The 20116-nt window shown below is 44.8% G+C and carries 19 protein-coding genes and 1 other RNA gene; 8 read left to right on the plus strand and 12 right to left on the minus strand.

From position 1 onward, the window contains the following. Positions 1 to 26 precede the first annotated feature (26 nt). From FHW36_RS23010 to trpS, 6 genes are all read right to left on the minus strand, one after another. Positions 27 to 3344, minus strand: coding sequence for a SusC/RagA family TonB-linked outer membrane protein (locus FHW36_RS23010; RefSeq protein WP_186452566.1), 3318 nt, complete (start codon positions 3342 to 3344; stop codon positions 27 to 29). 241 nt (positions 3345 to 3585) lie between these two features. Further along, on the minus strand, positions 3586 to 3753 hold the full coding sequence (locus FHW36_RS30600; protein WP_186452567.1) for a hypothetical protein: 168 nt from the start codon (positions 3751 to 3753) through the stop codon (positions 3586 to 3588). Positions 3754 to 4444: 691 nt separating this feature from the next. Then, positions 4445 to 6526 carry a ComEA family DNA-binding protein gene (locus FHW36_RS23015; protein WP_145672442.1) on the minus strand — a complete coding sequence of 694 codons (2082 nt, stop codon included), beginning with the start codon at positions 6524 to 6526 and terminating at the stop codon, positions 4445 to 4447. Beyond that, positions 6505 to 7287, minus strand: coding sequence for a hypothetical protein (locus FHW36_RS23020; protein ID WP_145672443.1), 783 nt, complete (start codon positions 7285 to 7287; stop codon positions 6505 to 6507). Before FHW36_RS23020 ends, FHW36_RS23015 begins: the two co-directional genes overlap by 22 nt. A 188-nt stretch (positions 7288 to 7475) precedes the next feature. Then, positions 7476 to 8111: a deoxynucleoside kinase gene (locus FHW36_RS23025; protein ID WP_145672445.1), complete on the minus strand. Its 636-nt coding sequence runs from the start codon at positions 8109 to 8111 to the stop codon at positions 7476 to 7478. A gap of 48 nt (positions 8112 to 8159) precedes the next feature. Then, positions 8160 to 9167, minus strand: coding sequence for a tryptophan--tRNA ligase (trpS, locus tag FHW36_RS23030; protein WP_145672447.1), 1008 nt, complete (start codon positions 9165 to 9167; stop codon positions 8160 to 8162). Positions 9168 to 9364: 197 nt separating this feature from the next. Between trpS and gatC the strand changes: the two genes are divergently transcribed. The 5 genes from gatC (at position 9365) to FHW36_RS23055 (ending at position 12357) form a co-directional block, all read left to right on the plus strand. After that, positions 9365 to 9655 carry an Asp-tRNA(Asn)/Glu-tRNA(Gln) amidotransferase subunit GatC gene (gatC, locus tag FHW36_RS23035; RefSeq protein WP_145672450.1) on the plus strand — a complete coding sequence of 97 codons (291 nt, stop codon included), beginning with the start codon at positions 9365 to 9367 and terminating at the stop codon, positions 9653 to 9655. A gap of 5 nt (positions 9656 to 9660) precedes the next feature. Next, complete coding sequence (locus tag FHW36_RS23040; RefSeq protein ID WP_145672456.1) at positions 9661 to 10365, plus strand: ABC transporter ATP-binding protein; 705 nt, start codon at positions 9661 to 9663, stop codon at positions 10363 to 10365. A 66-nt stretch (positions 10366 to 10431) separates the two neighbouring features. Then, entirely contained in the window at positions 10432 to 10992 is a 561-nt protein-coding gene (locus FHW36_RS23045; RefSeq protein WP_145672458.1) for a cob(I)yrinic acid a,c-diamide adenosyltransferase, read from the plus strand. A 21-nt stretch (positions 10993 to 11013) separates the two neighbouring features. After that, the gene (locus tag FHW36_RS23050; protein WP_145672460.1) at positions 11014 to 11604 is read left to right on the plus strand and encodes a riboflavin synthase; all 591 of its coding nucleotides are present in this window, start codon (positions 11014 to 11016) and stop codon (positions 11602 to 11604) included. A gap of 57 nt (positions 11605 to 11661) precedes the next feature. Continuing rightward, a complete protein-coding gene (locus tag FHW36_RS23055; protein ID WP_145672461.1) occupies positions 11662 to 12357 on the plus strand; it encodes a hypothetical protein in 696 nt (231 codons plus the stop codon). Here FHW36_RS23055 and FHW36_RS23060 read toward each other — a convergent pair whose 3' ends face one another. From FHW36_RS23060 to FHW36_RS23080, 5 genes are read right to left on the minus strand one after another with little or no spacing between them, the layout of a single operon-like run. Then, a complete protein-coding gene (locus FHW36_RS23060) occupies positions 12358 to 13710 on the minus strand; it encodes a DUF58 domain-containing protein (protein ID WP_145672463.1) in 1353 nt (450 codons plus the stop codon). Positions 13711 to 13730: 20 nt separating this feature from the next. Continuing rightward, complete coding sequence (locus tag FHW36_RS23065) at positions 13731 to 14711, minus strand: AAA family ATPase (protein WP_145672464.1); 981 nt, start codon at positions 14709 to 14711, stop codon at positions 13731 to 13733. Continuing rightward, the gene (locus FHW36_RS23070) at positions 14711 to 15940 is read right to left on the minus strand and encodes a DUF4350 domain-containing protein (protein WP_145672466.1); all 1230 of its coding nucleotides are present in this window, start codon (positions 15938 to 15940) and stop codon (positions 14711 to 14713) included. Before FHW36_RS23070 ends, FHW36_RS23065 begins: the two co-directional genes overlap by 1 nt. Further along, positions 15937 to 16713: a DUF4129 domain-containing protein gene (locus FHW36_RS23075; RefSeq protein ID WP_145672468.1), complete on the minus strand. Its 777-nt coding sequence runs from the start codon at positions 16711 to 16713 to the stop codon at positions 15937 to 15939. The genes FHW36_RS23070 and FHW36_RS23075 overlap by 4 nt, the downstream gene beginning before the upstream one ends. Beyond that, complete coding sequence (locus FHW36_RS23080; RefSeq protein WP_145672470.1) at positions 16710 to 17693, minus strand: stage II sporulation protein M; 984 nt, start codon at positions 17691 to 17693, stop codon at positions 16710 to 16712. The genes FHW36_RS23075 and FHW36_RS23080 overlap by 4 nt, the downstream gene beginning before the upstream one ends. 118 nt (positions 17694 to 17811) lie before the next feature. Here FHW36_RS23080 and FHW36_RS23085 point away from each other — a divergent pair, with 118 nt between their 5' ends. After that, entirely contained in the window at positions 17812 to 18552 is a 741-nt protein-coding gene (locus FHW36_RS23085) for an RDD family protein (RefSeq protein WP_145672472.1), read from the plus strand. A gap of 49 nt (positions 18553 to 18601) precedes the next feature. Here FHW36_RS23085 and FHW36_RS23090 read toward each other — a convergent pair whose 3' ends face one another. After that, positions 18602 to 19039 carry a DUF5684 domain-containing protein gene (locus FHW36_RS23090; RefSeq protein ID WP_246121218.1) on the minus strand — a complete coding sequence of 146 codons (438 nt, stop codon included), beginning with the start codon at positions 19037 to 19039 and terminating at the stop codon, positions 18602 to 18604. Positions 19040 to 19234: 195 nt separating this feature from the next. Here FHW36_RS23090 and ffs point away from each other — a divergent pair. Beyond that, positions 19235 to 19334: signal recognition particle sRNA small type (ffs, locus tag FHW36_RS23095), an RNA gene on the plus strand. 124 nt (positions 19335 to 19458) lie between these two features. Further along, complete coding sequence (gene fsa / locus FHW36_RS23100; RefSeq protein ID WP_145672475.1) at positions 19459 to 20109, plus strand: fructose-6-phosphate aldolase; 651 nt, start codon at positions 19459 to 19461, stop codon at positions 20107 to 20109. Positions 20110 to 20116: the final 7 nt, after the last annotated feature.

Raw genomic sequence — 20116 nt, forward strand, 5'->3', positions numbered from 1 at the left:
AATCATTAATCTGCTTCTGCATTAGGTTAGAAATTCAGATTCAACTTCAAACCGATACTTCTATTTGAAGGAATTTGGTATTCTTCAAAACCTAGTTGGGCAACATCGTTTCCAAATCCGGTTTCCGGGTCAATATGCGCTTTATTGCTTTTATCTGTATACAGGAGCGCTACGTTCTGTGCAAATACAGATACACCGGCGCTCTTCAACCATCCCCATCTGCTGATTAAATTGGCCGGAATGGTATAACCAAATTGTATGGTGCGGAGTTTTATGTAAGTACCGTCGATGATATCGAATTTCGTACCGGAGGAAGCACCATCATAAGAGAGGTATTTAAAGGCATTGTCGGCTGCTACCACTTTGGTGTTTGGGTTGCCGCTTGCATCTACAAATTTATGGTCGGTCAGGATATCTTTACCCAATACCACACCAGTTTCACGAATGTTGCCGGCTGCAGTAAAATCCAATACACCGGTATTGGCGCCAAACATATGCGTTACACTAAATATATCGCCGCCTTTTTTCATATCGATCAGGAAGCTGAGATTAAAGTTGCGGTATCTGAAGGAATTATTTACACCGCCAATCCAGTCTGGCATAATATTACCGATCACCTGGTCTTTCTTGAAGGAAGGTAATCCGTTAGCTCCCACTACGATAGCGCCTGATTTAGGATCTGTTACATAATCTGCTCCCCTGATGATACCGTAGGCTTCACCTGGGATAGCACCGATGGTAGTTCCCCAGTTACGTCCCAGCTGGAACCATGTCAGTTGTTGGCCAGTTCTTGGATCGGTATACAGTGTGGTTACCTTACTACTATTTTTTGCCCAGTTAACGGTCATATCCCAGTTAAAACCATTATCGCTACGTAGAATACCTAAGTTCAATTGCAGCTCAACACCCTTACTCCGGATTTCACCCGCATTGATGAAGGCCGTAGTAGCTCCCGATGCAGCAGAGATTGATATAGGCATAATCTGGTTAATAGTTTTCTTGTCATAATAAGTCGCATCCAGGTTCAGCCTATTATCAAGGAAATGAAGCTCCGCACCGATTTCAGCACTCTTGGCACGTTCGGGCTTCAGGTCCTGCGGTGACAGCCGATATGCCTCGTGATAGAGGGTTACCCCATTGAATGTACTTGCTTGTGGTACAAAGGATCTTGCGAGCATATAAGCACCTGTTCCATTACCCACCTCTGCATAGCTCACGCGTAATTTACCGTAGGTAAAGGCAGATGAATTGCTAATTTTCAATGCGTCGCTGAAAATCCAGCTTAAGCTCGCGGATGGGTAAAAGTAAGAACGATTGTTGGCCGGCAAGCTAGAGTTCCAGTCATTCCTTCCTGTCAGATCCAGGTACAACCAGTTGCGGAATCCCAGGGAAGCCTGCGCGAATACGCTATTAGAGCGGAGTTGGGAAACGAACATCGTATTAGATACCTGCCCTTTTGCATTACCGATGGTATACAAATCAGGAACAGTCAGATCGTTCGCGGTGGCAGAAACATTTTTAGTTTTTGCGTCCCGGTAGTTTCCGCCAGCGGTATACGACAGAGAGAAATCTTTACCCAGTTTTCCACTACCAGTTGCAATCAGGTCGGCGTTCGTTTCACTTCCATAAATACTCCAGTCTGTAAATTGACCGCCTACGCCGTATAAAAAGTTAGCAGCGGCGAGAGAAGAAGTATTTTGTTTTCTGCTTTCAGAATACCAATCGGTACCAACGCGGCCCATCAGGGTAAACCATTTGTCAAATTCGTAAGAAACAGTGGCATAACCGAATAACCGGTTCTTGGTACGTCCATTTAAGTTTCTATACAAGCTCAAGTATGGGTTATCATGATAGTTCAGGTTCCAGTTGTATGGGACACCTGTAGCAGGGAATGCCGGATTAGGCATCATTTTGTCCCAGTTATTTTTCAGGTCATTCATATCTATCTGACGTCCGAACCAGCTACCTATTGACTGCATAGGGTTGAATTCATTATAACCCTGCCCTACGAGGTTGTCGTTGAGCGTTTGTACGTAGTTAGCCGCGGCTTCTACTTTCAACTTATCTGTCAGGTTCTGGCTAGTGCTCAACATCGCCGAATACCTGGTTTGGTCGGTATTGGGAACGGTACCCATCTGACGTTGATGGCTCAGGGAAAGCCTGGTGCTGCCCTTGGCGGTGTTACTGGTTAATGATACGTTGTTATTGAGTGAAAATCCTGTTTTGAAGAAATTCTTCACGTTGTTGGGATGTGACACCCAGGGAGTAGCAGTTCTGTTTCCATTGGCATCCAGCGGACTATTATACTGAGGTAATTTCAGTCCTATATCCATTCTTGGACCCCAGCTTTCATCCACGCCATCATTTACACCACCTCCTTGTCCATCAACATAGGCAAATCCATTTTGTAATGCCCAGTCCTGGTACGACAATGGGTTATTAGGAGTTTGCGCTTTATACAGGTTGTACCAGTATTCGCTGCTGGTGGAACCCTGTCCGTATTTATTCTGGTATTTAGGCAGTATGTATTGTTTTTCGAACGAAGCACCACCGGTGTAAGAAACCCCTATACCTTTGAAAGCGGATTTCCCATTTTTGGTGGTGATCAGGATTACCCCGTTACCGGCCCTGTAACCATACAAAGCGGCCGCATTGGCGCCTTTCAGGATAGAAACGGAAGCGATATTTTCCGGGTCGATGTCATTCATACCGTTACCATAATCCACGGCGGATTGCTGGTCTGTTGCGCCAGGTGTAAGGGCTCCTGGTATTACCACTGACTGTGGGTTATTGATAGGAATACCATCTACCACAATCAGCGGCGTATTGGCGGTGAAAGAGTTGTATCCACGCAATACGATACTGGTACTGGATCCCACGGCACCACCGTTGTTATTGATTTGTACGCCAGCCGCTCTACCAGACAATGAGTTTAAAACATTCGTTTCATTTGTCTGGGTAAGTTCAGTTCCCTTTACTTCTTGTACTGCATAACCCAGCGCTTTCTTTTCTCTCTTAATACCCAATGCGGTTACCACTACTTCATTGATTGTTCTGTCTGATTTTGCCAGCACAACATTCAGTGTATTACCATTTACTGTAACTTCTTTTGTTTCGTAACCGAGGCCGGAAATCACCAGTACCTGGCCCTTTTCGGCTTCCAGTTTAAAAGCACCATTCGGATCGGATACAGTACCTTTTGCCTGTCCTTTAAATTGAATGGTAACACCAAGCACAGGTTCGCCGGTTGCATCGGTGATTTTACCTGTAATAAGCTTGGCTTGTCCGATGACAGTAGCTATGTATAGCACCAACATCGTTGTTAATAAAAATGATTTTCTCATATGCGGGCTGTTTTGTTTTATGTTATTTAATTGACTGATCCCGGCAGATATAGCGACGGATTTCTTCTGAAAGCAAACCAACATTGTCTGTATCCGATTTTGGTTGAATACCGGATGCTCCTACATGGGTAGGGGCATCGGGCGACAATGATGTCAGTATAAACCTTAGCTGTTATTTTGAATGAATGCGCCGGGTAATTTTAAACGGTTCGATTTGGTTGGATGTCAAGTATCCTGATCTTTAAAATAATGTACGCAGGGACGTATATCCCAGCAACGCCCTGTCGCCGGAAGTATCGTTTGCAGTATAGGGTTCAGAAATACCTGGTTGAAATGTGTCAGTGCGCTCGGCAGTGACCACCCTTACAACCGCCAGCGGCATGGCAAAAAGGAATGATGTCCTTTTCATAAAAGATTCAAATTTTGGTTGAAAAAGAAAAAACTTAGTTTATTATTGGCTCAATTACTTGCTTTAACTGCGCTACTGTAAATATTATTCGTAAAATATATGGCATAGCATTCCCCATACCGTATATACTATCTACACGATTAAAACAATGATAAAAACGTACTGATCTTCGATCTATTGAAAGCAGTATGATCGTTCTTAAGCTTCATAGCGTCACGCTATGTAACAATGGAAACAGTGTTTTTCATTGATATCAGATTTTGGTTGTATTATTAACACTTATTCCGCAATTACATTCTATTGTTTATATATCATAGCAAAACATCCTCATCTGAGTTGGCACTCCTTCAGTTAGATTGTTATTTTATTGTGTGCAAATGATATCGGGTCAAGTCCAGCCGCTTGGTTTAGTATTGTGTTAGTTTTAGTTCTCAATTATTGGTAGAAGTCAATTGTAACAGTATTTTCAGTGTAACCTTTCCTGTCACAACCACAAGCAAATTAACTCGTAGATACAAATTCTCTCATAAAGCAAATTAGAATTTAGATTTTGGTTGACGTCCACAATTTAGAAAAAAAAAGAATTCAGTACTACATCCAGTTAACATTATTTTAACAGCAGATAAAAATAGTCGCATAACTATTTGTAAATCAGCATACTGAGATGAAAAATATTTTAAAAAATTTTTCATCACTTGCCGTTTATCAAATATTGCAGCTGGAATTGAACCATTGTTTTTTTGTTACCGGCAATCATATCATTGCCGCTACCCACCTGCTGTGCGCCCTGGTAAATGGTTTGATGGAAACGCCCCCAGCAGGAACAACGCGCGTTTACCTTCCACTTCATATTCAGATAATACTGCCAGCCCCGGCCATAGAGCTGAGAAACCGCGTTTTCATACAACACACTGTTTTCCGTTGCATAAATGCGGGTATCATAACTACTAGTTTTAAAACGGGCCAAACGCCCACTCACCGTAACAGGTATGCGCAGTAACCGGTAACTGCAATCCTGGTATATCATCCATCCCCGCTGCATTCCGGCAACTGCTGCGGCCTGATAACTGCTGTATTCTATCCTTGTGCGGAAGCTCAAACGCCGCCCCTGTTGTATGACTGACTGTAAACGTATATTCCTTGACGTTATATCCGTTAATACCGGGACGGGATTAGCTGTTTCGGGGATATTCTCTTCTGCCCGCCGGTAGTTGTATCGCAGCAGCATTGTTATTTGCCTGCCCAGCATATAAGTTCCCTGCAGAAAAAACTCCTTTCCTCCCGACGGCCCGCTGGACCGGTATTTCAGCCAGGGAAAACGGAAGATGTCCGCGTAAGCATCCAGCTTAAACCGGGAACTAACTTTTACTGTGGTGGCTGTATACAAACCCTGCTCATTTACCGTGCGATAACCATCTCCAAAACCATTGGCAAACAGCGACTGGTATGCCTTATCATAGTACCGGTAAACAAGGGCTATATCTACTGAAGGCGCCACACTCGTGAGTAAGCCCTGCATAAAGGCTGGCTGGCCATTGCCAGCAGTTGCCACCTCTCCAAACACATGCACATTTTTCCAGCTGCCTGCATAATCAATACTGGCGGCAGATAACTGTTTACCACTAAAATCGAATTGATTGTAAGGCTTGCGCTCTTTTTGCCAGGCGGGTGTAAAACGATGCAGGAGCAAGTTGCCACCAACCTTCCACCGGTGGCTGTTATACCGGATATTACCTCCAGCGCTTATTAACTGTGCCTGTCCCCGTTTCTCTGTTTCAGTGATAGTGCGATGATAACCACTACTTACCAGGCTGGCAACGGCCATTTCTTCCTGGCTGGAATCAGCACCGGGACCGGGACTGGCATCGAGCTTTCGGTGCGAAGCAAAAGCAGTTACTTCCCATCGGCGCCGCTGCAAGGTGATAGCAGCTCCCCTGAAGAAATAAAACTCTCCGGGCGAAGCATAAGGCCTGATCACCTCACCTTCCCTTTTTATCTGCACCACAGCCGCCCCTTTACCAAAAGCCTGCGATTGCCAATTGAGCAATCCCTGGCCGAGGTTTACCGTATAATCACCCAGCGCCAGTGCTTTTATCCCGCGGTAATTGCGAAGAAAGAAATGAACGCTGTAAAAATCAAAACCCTGCTGCTGCGCACCTTTAAAAAATGCTTCGCCGGCATCTTTCTCCATCACCATTCCCCAGCTGAGATACCGGGGGAAATTGTACCGATAGCGTAGCAGCAGTTTGTCCGGGCTCCCCCTGTATGCAGCAGGGGTACTATCGGTATGCAGGTATCCCCTGGCTTTTTCTAACGTACGTCCATAGCGCATCAGCAAAGCATGATCGCCCTTCCGCAGGTAATCTTTCATTTTGTAATGCGGCGATAAGTCGTTACCTACCTCCACATAAGGCAGGATACGCCGGATAATTTCCGGCTCAAACCCTGGTATTGCCTGTAGTTCATAAATGCTTAACAGGTCGCCCAGGAGCGAGCGATATTGCAGGAAATTACTGATCTGCAAAGGGGTTAGAAGCCCAAGTGCCTGGAGGCTGGCCTCGTCGGCTGTATTTAGTTGCAGCTGGTGCCGGCGCCACGCATTCAACTGCTGCCATTGTTCATCGTCTTCCGACACTGTTTCCGTGCCTGCCGCCTGGTGCTCCAGGTTATTTTCCACGGCGGCCGGCATTACGTCCTCCTGTTGCTGGCCATAGGCAACAACGTGGATACCCGCCAGCGCCAGGCTTCCTATTATTCTGCGGATGGTTGCCATATCAATGCAGTTGAAGGAGTGATTCCCAGCCGGGGATGAAAGCCAGCGCCAATATCGATTCGCAGGGAACGCAGGTAAAGAATGCAGGCCGCAGTATGATAAGCTGGCCGGGAAGCAATGCCCATTTCCAGTGCCAACGCGCGAGCAATACGGTAATAAGCGGCTGCCTTCATCCCAGTGTCCTTACCTGCATGTAACACTTCAGCCGACAACAGAAAATCGCCCGATGCTTCAAATCCTGCACCTCCGATATATAGCCAGTCTCCATTCCTCCATTGTTGTACCTGCAGCCCAGTATGCCATTGTTCACTGATATGCCATACCAGGCCGCCCGCTACCGTCAATTGGCTGGTAGTTCCCATCCCTTGTACAGTAGTGGTTTCATAGTTAAACTGTAGCCCCAGTCCCACCCGGCGCCCGATATGCCGGCCATATCCTCCGCTCAGTTGCTGCTGATGATAAGCAGTACTACCCAAACGGGTAATACTGCCTCCGAAAGCACCTGCATATACAGGAATAGCAATCATTGCCGCATACAGGGATGCCTCCTTTACCAGGAAACGGTTTTCTGAGTAAATACCGGCCGCCAGGCGCTGTATACATGACAATGCCGCGGGATCGGACCAGGCGGTAATGATCTGTTGGAAATGGCGGCTGTAAGCGCCCATACGTGTATTCTTACCAATGGGCATAAGGTCAGGTTGCGCAGATAGCCATCCTATCCACCCCATAAATAAAAGGGTCAACATCAGTTGTTTCATACGGAAACGGGTTTAACAAACAGTTCGTCAACAGCGATATGATGGGGTTAACCAATGCTGTCGCGTATCATAAAGGTAGATCCTACCTGAGGTAAAAGTGTTAATGAAATCTGAACAACGTAAAATAAAATGGGAGATAAAAGCGTGGCTTTTATCTCCCATCTCTTTATAACCATATCCTGCGCCGGTTAAAACAAACCGTACAGCTGTGAATCGATCTTGGAAATAATTTCTCCCAGGTCTTCATCACTCTCAGGGAATTTATTTTTATCGATATCTATAATCAACAAAGGGCCTTCTTTATATTTTTCGATCCAGTTATTATAGTATTCGTTCAGGCGTTTCAGGTAGTCGAGGCGTATATTTTCCTCATACTCTCTTCCTCTCTTCTGTATCTGGGCCACAAGTGTGGGCACCGATGCCTGCAGATATATCAGCAAATCCGGTGGTTTCACCATGCTCTTCAGCGTTTCGAAGAAGTTGAAATAGTTATCAAAATCGCGCTTGGTCATCAGTCCCATTTCATAAAGATTGGGCGCAAAAATGTGCGCATCTTCATAGATGGTTCTGTCCTGTATCACCGTTTCCTTACCATTCTGTATTTCCAGCAATTGCTTCAATCTGCCGTTCAGGAAATATACCTGCAGGTTGAAAGACCAGCGGGGCATATCTTCATAAAAATCGTTCAGGTATGGGTTGTGCTCTACGTCTTCATACTGTGGATGCCACTTGTAATGCCTGCAAAGCATTTCCGTGAGTGTAGTCTTACCAGCGCCGATATTACCGGCTATGGCGATATGTTTAATCCTGTTTTGTTTTGCCATGCGATGATAGGTGGTTAATATTGAAAATAGCTACAGTTGGCGACTTTTTCAATAATAATTTAAACCAATAAGTTTTCTCGCCTGTTGCAAAGTTTGTGCCGCATTCGCTCTGGCCTTTTCTGCACCGGCTTTCATAATTTTTCTTAAGTAGTCGGTGTCCTGTTGCAGGTCTTTCGCCTTTTCGCGGATAGGGGCAATAAAGTTCACCATATCTTCACCCAGCTGTTTTTTCATATCACCAAAACGGATGGTTTGATTATCCCACGCTGCCTCATAAAACTGTACTACATCGGGGGCAGACACTAATTTCATGAGATCGACCAGGTTCTGTACAGATTCGGGCATAGGCGTACCAGGTGTTACCGCTGCGCTATCCGTTTTTGCTTTCTTTATCTTGTTGCGGATTTTATCATCATCATCTGCCAGGTAAAGGGTAGCCATTTCATTTTCACTCTTACTCATTTTACCGGAACCGTCCAGGCTGGGAATACGCACCAGGCTATCGCCATAGTTGAAGGCTTCCGGCTCAGGGAACAAGTCAGTATCATAACGGTGATTGAAGCGCTGTGCAAAATTACGGGCCATTTCCAGGTGCTGTCCCTGGTCCTTACCCACCGGCACTTTTACCGCACGCTGAATTAAGATATCTACGCTCATCAACACCGGATAAGTAAGCAGCCCGGCGTTTACGTTCTGTGGCTGTAAACGAACCTTGTCCTTGAAAGTGGGCACTTTTTCCAGTTCCCCTACATAGGCCAGCATATTCATGAGGAGGTACAGCTCAGCAATTTCAGGGACGTCGCTCTGCGCATATAACGTTACCTTTTCCGGATCAAGGCCGGAGGCAATATTTTCTGCCAGCACCCGCATTACATTGCCCGGTAAATCTTTAGGGTTGGGATGGGTAGTCAGCGAATGCCAGTCTGCTACAAAGAAGTAACAGTTAAAATCTTCCTGCATCCGGATATAATTACGGATCGCACCAAAATAGTTGCCTAAATGCAAATAACCGGTAGGGCGTATGCCGCTTACCACAATTTCTTTTTCTGTAGCCATAACAGGGCGCAATTTAAGGAAAAAGCTTAAAGCTTAAAGCAGAATCGTAGCGGATAATTTGACAATAAAGCCCTGCATTACACCCCCTTTTTGCTTTCTGCTTTAAGCTTTCCGCTTTTTCTGGCCGTTTATCATTAATTTTGAAACGCTATCCTTTTTGGGCGCAATAATTTATTATCTTTTGATTTAATTTGATTATGGAAGTGAATGAAGTGCTGGTACAACAACTGGCTGATTTGGCAAGACTTGAATTTAACGACCAGGAAAAAGTGGAAATCCGTGGAGAACTGCAGCGGATGATCACTTTCGTGGAAAAGCTGAACGAACTGGATACCACTCATGTGAAGCCCCTGCTTCATCTGACTGATGATTATAATGTTTTCCGGGAAGACAGGGTCATTCCGTCTGTTACCCGTGAAGAAGCCCTGCAGAACGCGCCTGCGGCTACTGAAGCATACTTCAAAGTACCGAAAATCATAAAGAAATAACCCACATGCAAAAGTCCGTCATCCATTTGGAAGGAATCAGGAAAAGTTATTTTCTCGGGAAAAATGAACTCCCTGTACTCAAAGGAGTGTCATTAGACATTTACAAGAATGAATACGTAGCACTGATGGGGCCTTCCGGCTCCGGGAAGTCTACCCTGATGAATATACTCGGATGCCTCGATACGCCCACCGATGGAAAGTACGTACTCAGCGGACATGATGTGAGTAAAATGGAAGACAACGACCTCGCCACCGTACGTGGCAAGGAAATAGGCTTTGTGTTTCAACAGTTTAACCTCATGCCCAGGCTTACCGCCCTCGAAAATGTAGCCATCCCACTGGTGTATGCCGGCGTGGGCAAAAAAGAAAGAGAAGAACGGGCCATTACCATGTTGAAAAAAGTAGGATTGGGAGAACGTTATAAACACAAACCCAACGAGCTTTCCGGCGGTCAATGCCAGCGTGTGGCCATCGCCCGGGCGCTGGTCAATAATCCCTCGCTCATCCTTGCGGATGAACCTACTGGTAACCTCGACTCAAAAACTTCCGTGGAAATCATGGAAATCTTCGGCCATATACACGCCTCTGGTAATACCGTGGTGCTGGTTACCCACGAAGAAGATATTGCAGAACACGCACGCCGTGTGATCCGCCTCCGCGACGGGGTAATAGAATCCGACCGCATCAATGAAAAAGTAGCCGTACTCTAATCTTTCCGCTATCGCCCCCGATAATGCCATAATTCGTAATTTGCAGGACAACAATGCCCATCAGACATGTCCTTCAAAATATATACGAAAACAGGCGACAAGGGGAAAACATCACTCATAGGTGGCACCAAAGTACCCAAAAGCGACGTACGCATCGATGCTTACGGTACAGTGGATGAACTCAACTCCTATATCGGGCTGGTAAATGACTATATCGCAGATCCTGATACTAAAAATTTGCTCCGCGAAATACAAGACCGCCTCTTTACTATTGGCTCCGCCCTGGCCTGCGACCCCGACAAAGAAACCAAACTGAAAATACCAGACCTGCACGAGGCCGATATTACCCTGCTGGAAAAAAGTATCGACCAGATGAACGAGGAACTGCCCATCATGAAATCATTTATCCTGCCCGGAGGCCATGTGGCGGTTTCTACCTGCCATATTGCCCGCTGCGTTTGCCGTCGCACCGAACGACTCTGTGTAGGTATGCAGGAACATGATATGTTCATAGAGCCCCTGGTATTGAAATATATCAACCGCCTCAGTGACTACCTTTTCGTACTCGCCAGATGGGTAGGATTCAGACTGGGCGTAGATGAAATTCCCTGGAAACCCCGGGTATAGAAAAATCCTTAAATTCGCTTCATGTTTACAGGAATTATAGAAACACTAGCAGAAGTGGTATCCACCAAAAAAGAAGGTGGAAATCTCTTAATCACCATACAAACACCGCTGGCAGGGGAATTGAAAATAGACCAGAGTGTAGCTCACAACGGCGTTTGCCTGACTATCACCGGCATACAGGGCAATACCTACGAAACGGTAGCAGTAGCCGAAACCCTGCAAAAAACCAATCTCGGGCAACTCGCACCTACCCAGTTCGTTAACCTGGAAAGAGCCATGGTATTTAACGGCCGCATCGACGGACACCTGGTACAAGGCCATGTGGACAGTGTAGGTGAATGCCTATCCGTAAACGAACAGGATGGCAGCTGGCTCTATCGCTTTCGTTACCCAAAGGAATTTGCCGCCCTCATCGTAGACAAAGGGAGTATCTGCATGAATGGCATCAGCCTCACCGTTTTTGATGTATCAAACGATGAGTTTTCCGTAGCCATTATTCCATACACTTACGAACATACCAACGTATCTAAAATAAAACCCGGACACCTGGTAAACCTGGAATTTGATATTCTTGGAAAATATGTTGCCAGGCAGTTAGCCGTAAGAAACTAATGCCCGTCCTTTTACAGGATCCGTTATACTGATTCAAACACAAAAGCCGACAGCAGAATGCTAAAATCTTTCCTGCTCTGCTTTGTATGTACCCTACCCCTGTTGGCAAACGCCCAACAGGCCCCGGTAGTGCGAATTACAGGCAGCTACGATCCTAACGCAGTAACAGAACTCTATAACGTTACGCCCATTGGTATCCAATTTTTTATGAGCGATAGCAGTAGCCGGCAAACCGCCGGCTACCTGCAGGGCAACTACCGCTGGAATAAGCTGAATATTAGCAGCAGCAACGGCAGCATCCGCAATGGCGTGTTATACTTTAGCAGACCCCAGCTGATAAAGGATAATTATCGTATTACCCTCACCGTTAGTACCGACGATCATTCAACCCTCCAAACCACCCTTACATTACCGCATATCGTCGGGATACGCTTTAACCATTATGCCGACAGTGTTAAACGCGATATCCGTTTCTATCTCAATGTAGAAGGAAAGTTCAGCAGTGGCAAAGTGCTGCCACTGGATACATCCGCCGTCAGGTTTGCAGCCTCCACAGGTACTATCATCGGGCAGGATCTGTTACTCGAAAAAAATGATTCTGCTAAAACCGTTACGGTAGAAGCCTGGTATAAACACAACAATCAAATGTACCTGCGATCGGTTATTCCCGTTAAACAGGCGCCAGACAATGATGCCGGAATTATCAAAAGCCTGCCGGAATTAAATAATAACCGAAAGAGGAAAAGGCAGTAGTTAAATCAACGTACGGGATTTCAGTTCCAGGTATTTATTGACTACGTTCAGGGTTAAATGTTCCGGTGTACTTAATAACGACATAATGCCATACTTCGCCAGCTCTTTTACGATGAGCTTCTTATCATAGGCAAATTTCTGGGCAATGGTCTGCTTATAAATATCTTCCATATCATGCGCCTGCATCTCTGTCACTTTTTTTATCTCGGTATTCTCAAAAAAAACTACCAGCAAAAGATGATAACGCGCCAGCCGGCGAAGGTATGGTAACTGCCGTTGCAGGCTCGACATAGATTCAAAGTTGGTATACAGCATTAATAGAGAACGGGTAGATAAATTACTCCGCAGCTGTACGCTTAATGCCTCGTAATCGCTCTCCTGCCAATGTGTTTCCTGGGAATAGAGCGTTTCGAGGATCTTATTTACCTGCACCCTTTTATTACTGGCGGCCAATGTTTCTACCTTATTTTCTGTAAAGGTGATCACCCCGGCCCGGTCTCCTTTATTAATCGCTACATTGCTGAATACCAGGGAAGCGTTAATGGCATAATCCAACAGGGATAAGCCATTAAAAGGCATCTTCATGATACGCCCTTTGTCAATAACGGAATACACTTGTTGGGATCTCTCTTCTACATAATTATTCACCATCAGGTTACCACTGCGGGCAGATGCCTTCCAGTTAAGCATCCGCACATCATCGCCCTTGGTATAAGGCTTAATATGGTCAAACTCCATACTATGCCCTATTACCCGCCTTTTATGGACACCCAGCTCATTCAACCGGTTCATATAACCATACAATTCAAAATGCCGCAACTGGTGGAAACTGGGATACACGCGTATCGCCTGTTCATTATTAAAAACAAATCGCCTGTTTACCATCCCCAATGCACTCCTGATAAATACATTGGTATACCCGAAATTATACACGCCTCTTTCCACCGGCCTTAGTACATACCGGAAAGTATAGTGTTCGCCCGCGCTTACCTTCGCCTTTTGCAGGAAGTTACGGTCCTGGAACTGGAAAGGCAGCTCTTCAATCACCGATACAAATACCGGGTAGGGATACCGGTTATGGAATTCCAATAACACTTCATTGTCGTCGCCATTGCTGAAACGCGCACTGGCAATACGTTCCAGAGAAATGATATCGGCAGGCCGAAACACCAGTAAGATCATGTCCAACAAAAGTAATCCCGCCAGTACAATAACAGCCTCAATGGCAATATTGTACAACTGCGGAATAAAAAACGCAATGATAAATAACAGGATATTTCCTCCCAACAACAGGTATAACCGGTTAGTAAAAAAAAGTACCTGGTATAAATTATTTTTTACGGTTGCTGACATATTTATCTTTAACGTTTGGCTTATCTGGGTATTTCTATCATCTTCAATATCTGCGCAATGACATCATCTGTTTTTATGCCTTCCATCTCCTTTTCCGGCGTTAATATGATACGGTGACGCAATACGTGCGGTACCATTTCCACCACATCATCAGGAATGACAAAATCCCTGTTTTTCATTGCTGCTGAAGCTTTTGCACAGTTCATAACGGCAATGGATGCACGTGGAGAAGCCCCCAGGTACAGGGAGGAATTCATACGGGTTTCATTGATAATAGCGGCGATATAATGAAACAGCTTATCATCTACCATCACCTGTCTCACCATATTTTGATATTCGATAACCTGGGTGGTAGTAACTACCTTGCCGATAATTTTAGTAAGATCTGTTTCACCATTGAACTGATGCATGCTACGCAACACCGCTACCTCTTCTTCCAGGTTGGGATACTTTACTTCTATTTTGAAAAGAAAACGATCCAGCTGAGCTTCCGGCAGGCGGTAAGTCCCTTCCTGCTCAATGGGGTTTTGGGTAGCTATTACCATAAATGGCCGGTCCAATGCCCAGGTAGCGCCATCGTTGGTAATTTGTCTTTCTTCCATCACTTCAAACAAGGCCGACTGCGTTTTAGCCGGGGCCCGGTTGATTTCATCGATCAAAACGAGGTTACCGAATATGGGACCTTTCTTATATTCGAACTCACGGGTTTGCGGATTAAATACGGATGTCCCCAACACATCTGCCGGCATCAGATCCGGTGTAAACTGAATACGGCTGAAGTTAGCATCTACGCACTGTGCCAGTAGTTTGGCCGTCATGGTTTTAGCCACGCCCGGAACACCTTCTATCAACACATGTCCCTGTGTAAGCAATCCTGCAATCAGCAGATCCACCATTTGATGCTGTCCTACTATTACTTTTCCTATTTGCTCCCGGATAGCCGCCACACCTTCATGTAAGGCAGAAAAATCAGTCCTGGGTTGGAATGTATTGATGTCCATTATTTTGTATTTAAATAAAACAGTTGAATGCGTTTATAAAATTCCTGCAGGTATTCATCGCTTACGTGCTGTTCCAGTTGTATGTGACTGATCATCTGCAACAACAGCCGGATATCCGATTCAGCAACAGCCGACTTTTTCGACAAGGTTGTTATAAACTCCTCGTTCAGCACGTTGGTATCCATGTAGTAACGGGAACGGATATACTCTAACAGGTGAACAATCATCTTATGCGCCAGGTTATAGTTGTCGTGCCGCTGATAATACAGCTGGCCAATGGCATCTACAAATTCTAACGAAGTATTGTTCAGCACTGGTTTATCAGGAATGATCCTTTGCCGGCGTTTGCTCTCAAATACTACATACAGCAGCAGTAACAGGATGCTGAGCCATAATGCCCAGCGCATAGTCGGATAACGCATCAGCACCTGCCATTCGCTGAAATCGCCCGATTGTGCACTACGCTGATGGCTATAAAAGTCGTCCCAGTAAACATTGTCGGCGTAGTCTTTCAGGTAAGACAACTGCGTTTCCAATGCGCTTACATTCTGCTGATGCAGTAAAAAATAATTGGTAAAAGTATACGGGTTGAGTAACAGGTAAATATAACCACGACTGTAGGCAACACGTATAAAGTTAGGTTTGTTTTTATAGTTGGTGCCCAGTACTGTAGTAGTAGTGCTATCGATGGCCGAAAAATAATTACCGGCCACCATCCCATTATAAGAAAAACTGGTATCCACAGGAATGGATACGTCTGTATAACGCTGTACCCATCCTACGTGCTGTTGCTGGAAACTACTACTTTCCGTTACCGCAAATTTCAATTGCTGGGCCAGGACCGGGTCCGGATTATTGACTGCTATAAATAACTCATTACCAGGTGCCACATATTGCAACATAGCATCGATGTCTTTTTCCGTGGTAAACATGTTATCCGACACCAGGATATACACATTACCCGCATGTGCCAGTTCCTTTTCTTTGCTATAAGTACGTGCAAAAGATTTGGTAACTACCTGTACGGAATGGTAGGCAAATAACTGTGGTAATAGCTTAAATGCCGCATAAGCACCACCGGCTTTTTTGTCCTTGCTGGAAAAAGAAGACCAGCTCATATCAGTCGATTGTTCCACCGACCGCTTTCTGCGGTTTCCGCCGGCAAACAGCAGTACTGCAGCCAGCAGCACCACTATGCCAACGATAATATAAATAGGTTTATTCTTCACCAGCTTTTTCCAATTGCGTTATTAAAATCCCTGAACTCCTGGTTCATGCTCCTGAAATTTGCTTCACTTACATTAAAGCCACCATACCAGATATACTCATAGTCGAGTGTGAGCGCCGCAAACTTTTTGTAATGCGCAGAGTTTCTCATCTCGCGCAGGTAATCGTTGTTTGTTTTATCGCGTAGCAGCACCAGTAATTGTTTTTCCGACAGCTGAAATAAAGTATAGAGATACCACCAGCGTATAGCCTGCCTGTTATCGCCGGCGGCAATGGCAGCCTTTATTTTCCCTTCATATTCAGCGGCATCCTGCAACGACTCATCGGCAACATCCGGTAAGCCACCTTTAGATGCAGGCTTTCGAAATATACTCAGGCCATTGCTCTGCATAAAGCGAAAAATAAGGTAGGCCAGTCCCAATAACAATAAACCCATAATAATATATCGGCCTGCAGCTATAACGCGAAACAGCGTTTCCAATATTTGTATAAACCAGGGAGCTGTCTTGGGAGGTGCTGCCTGGGGGTCACGGTATTGGAGCCATTCATCCGTCTTTAATTTGTTGACAGAAGATGCCGTTACTTGTCTCCGCTGATAAACAAACGGTTCATCTACATACTGCCCCACGGTTGTATCACTCATGATAGAAGGATCGATGGTATCTGGCACCGCTGCACGCGCCGCGTTAACAGTACTATCATATTGTGCCTTGCCCTGCAATGGTAAACAAAGCAGGAACAGTAAACAGCTTTTAATCAGGAAATGCTTACTCATAATACCGGCGGGATTACTTTTCCTTCTGCACTTAAGCGATACCCTTGTTTATGCAGATATATAGGGTAAAAAATAAAATAGCCCAATATAAAAGCCAGCGAGCCTGTGAGGATAGAAAGACTTAACGTCAAAGGCATAGAAGTATGGCGGGTTACAAAGCTTTCCAGGAATGCAGCCACAATAAATACAGGCACTAATGTTACCATGGTTTTTATACCATCTTTTGCTCCTTTTCGTAAGGAATCCAATCTTTTTCTCGTACCAGGGAATAATATACTTTTTGCGAGGATCAATCCGGCGCAACCGGCAATTACGATACTCGATATTTCCAGCGTGCCGTGAATCCATATTACCAACACTGACTTCCAGCCAAGGCCATGTGCAAAAAACAGGTACTGAAAAACACCCAGCATAACCCCATTTGTCAGCAGCAGGTATAAAGTATATACGCCTAAAAAAATGCCCCCAACAAAACAGGAAAAGGCTACGTAAATGTTATTAAAGGCAATACTGAGAAACATTACTACCGGGTTGTTGTCTTTATATACGCCAAATGGGTCGTTGTTCGCAATATTCCGCTCTGTCATATTTACATATTCATCTCCCAACACCCCACGGACAAAGGTTTCATCATGCGCCGATGAAAAAGCGCCTATGGCCGCAAAAAGTACAAAGAAGCATAAGGTGAATAATAATAAGCGATGATGCCGGCGAAATAATAACGGCAGCTCATATTTAAAGAATAATTGGAATCGGCCTACATCTTCACGGCGATGGCGGTAAATACCCTGGTAAATAGCTGCTGCCAGCCCATTGATATAACGGGTTACTTTACTGAAGCTATAAAAAGTCTTGGCGTAAGACAGATCATCCAATACAGACACAAATCTCTCCGCCATTTCATCAGGGTCATCTGTGGGTTCCTCCTGGTATTGTTTCCACCGGGACAAATTTTTTTTGATAAACAGCGATTCTCTCATAATGAGTTTTCTTCACTTTAAATACAGATATTACCTACAGTAATGGGCTACTAATGGGGAATACCGGCAAACATACTAAATCGTTCAACAAAATATAAACAAATATGTAAATTTGAATATGGCCGATATAAAAATACCAACTTCCTTTAATATAGACCTTGAATTTGAGTCGGCAGACATCATGAAAAGGTTTTTAGCCTGGCTGATCGATTTTGCCATACGCGCCGGTTATATACTGGTAGTATACATGGCATTGTTGTCTTTCCGCCCCAACTGGTCCGGCTTTGACGTGCTGTTTTTCCTCCTGGTGTTATTCCCGGTAGTACTCTATTTTCCTATTATGGAAATCAGCATGCATGGGAAAACACCCGGAAAAAGGATCACCCAGTTACAGGTGGTCAGCATGATGGGCAATCCCCCCAGCGTAAGCCAGCACCTGATCAGGTGGATATTCCGGTTGGTAGAATCGCCCCTGGGCGCTTTTGCGTTGGTACCTGTGATTGTGCCTACTGTAGCCATTGTGCGTACCCCTTACAATCAGCGGCTGGGAGATATTGTAGCGGGTACCATTGTGATTAGTACTAAGAGAAAAGGCAGCATTGAGGACACTATTTTCCGGGACATGTCAAATACAGACTATCAACCGCAGTTTCCGCAGATTATGAAACTGAGCGACCGGGATATGAACAAAGTGAAGGATCTGCTGGATCGTGCATTGAAAGCGAACGATGAAGTGCTGGCCTCCAGGGTAGCCCACCGGGTAAAGGAGGTATTACATATAGAAACAGGACTCTCCGATACTCATTTCCTGGAAACGGTACTAAACGACTATAACTATTATACAACAAAGGAACATTAATAAGAAAGCGAATGACTAACATCATTCGCTTTCTTATTAATAGTACTACTTATTGCAGCTTTTGCCCAATGGAGCTGAGGTCGCCTGTTATACTACGGGTGGGATCACCAGCGGGCCCTTTATAGGTGATGGTGCGATCGAATGCCAGGATGGGGTAGAAAACAATGCCCAAAAAGATCAGGCCAATGGTAAACCCTTCCGATTTCCCAAAGCTCTTACTAAGCAGGTTGGTTAGCCAGATAGCAATCACAAAGTTTACACCAGGAATGAGGAACAGAAGCAGCCACCAACCTGGTTTCCCAACAATCTGGATCCAGACATAGATATTGTAAATCGGGATAATTGCTTTCCATCCTTCCTGCCCGGCTTTAGTAAAGATTTTCCACAGACAGACAATCATGAATACACTGACTATCAGCCAGAACATGAGAAAAGCGCCACCGAAAATTGCTCCGAATGCATTTTGACTTTCATACGTAGTTTCCATAAAATGTTTATTGTTTTTAGGATTAAAAAGTATTGAATCAGGGGCTCGTTTGCTACTTATATGGTATAAAACTTAAATTAATAAATAAAACGGATTTAACAAGAAAAGAAATAGCGAATACACCCTTTTAAAAAAAAATTAAACTTTCTACTGGCTAATATTTGGAGATTCAACACATTATATTACCTTTGCAACCGGCAAGTCTTATACGACCAGCTCCTACTGAACTCCCCCAGGACAGGAATGTAGCAAGGGTAGGTGGTTGTAGCGGTGCGATATAAGTAACTTGCCTTTTTTTTCTTTTTTTATTGTCATTAGTTGCTCGTCAATAGTATCTGGTTGCTATTTTCTCCACTTCCTTCACTAATGACAGCATACTCCGCAAAAGGTTCATTTCCTGACAATTAATTTATCATAGTATGAAATTCTTTATCGATACGGCTAACCTGGCGCAAATAAAGGAAGCCCACGATCTTGGCGTTCTGGATGGTGTAACCACCAACCCGTCTCTGATGGCTAAAGAAGGCATCAAAGGCGAAGCTGCTATTATCAAACATTACGAAGATATCTGCGAGATCGTAGATGGTGATGTAAGTGCCGAAGTATTTTCTACAGATTTTCAGTCAATTATTGAAGAAGGTAAAAAACTGGCTGCTATTCACCCCAATATCGTAGTGAAAGTGCCTATGATAAAAGATGGTGTAAAAGCTATCAAATGGTTTACCGACAACGGAATCAGAACTAACTGTACCCTGGTATTCTCTGCCGGCCAGGCTATCCTGGCGGCTAAAGCGGGTGCTGCTTATGTATCTCCTTTCATTGGTCGTATTGACGATACTAACTGGGACGGCGTAGAACTGATCGCTCAGATTGCTCAGATCTACAGCTTACAGGGTTACAAAACAGAAATCCTCGCCGCTTCTATCCGTAGCGCGCTCCACATTGTGAAATGTGCAGAAGTAGGTGCAGACGTTTGTACCTGTCCGTTAGACTCCATCCTGGGCTTGCTGAAACACCCGTTAACCGATATCGGGCTGGCTAAGTTCCTGGAAGATGCCAAGAAAATGTAATCTTCAC

This window comes from Chitinophaga polysaccharea (assembly GCF_007829335.1).
Taxonomy (GTDB): Bacteria; Bacteroidota; Bacteroidia; order Chitinophagales; family Chitinophagaceae; genus Chitinophaga; species Chitinophaga polysaccharea_B.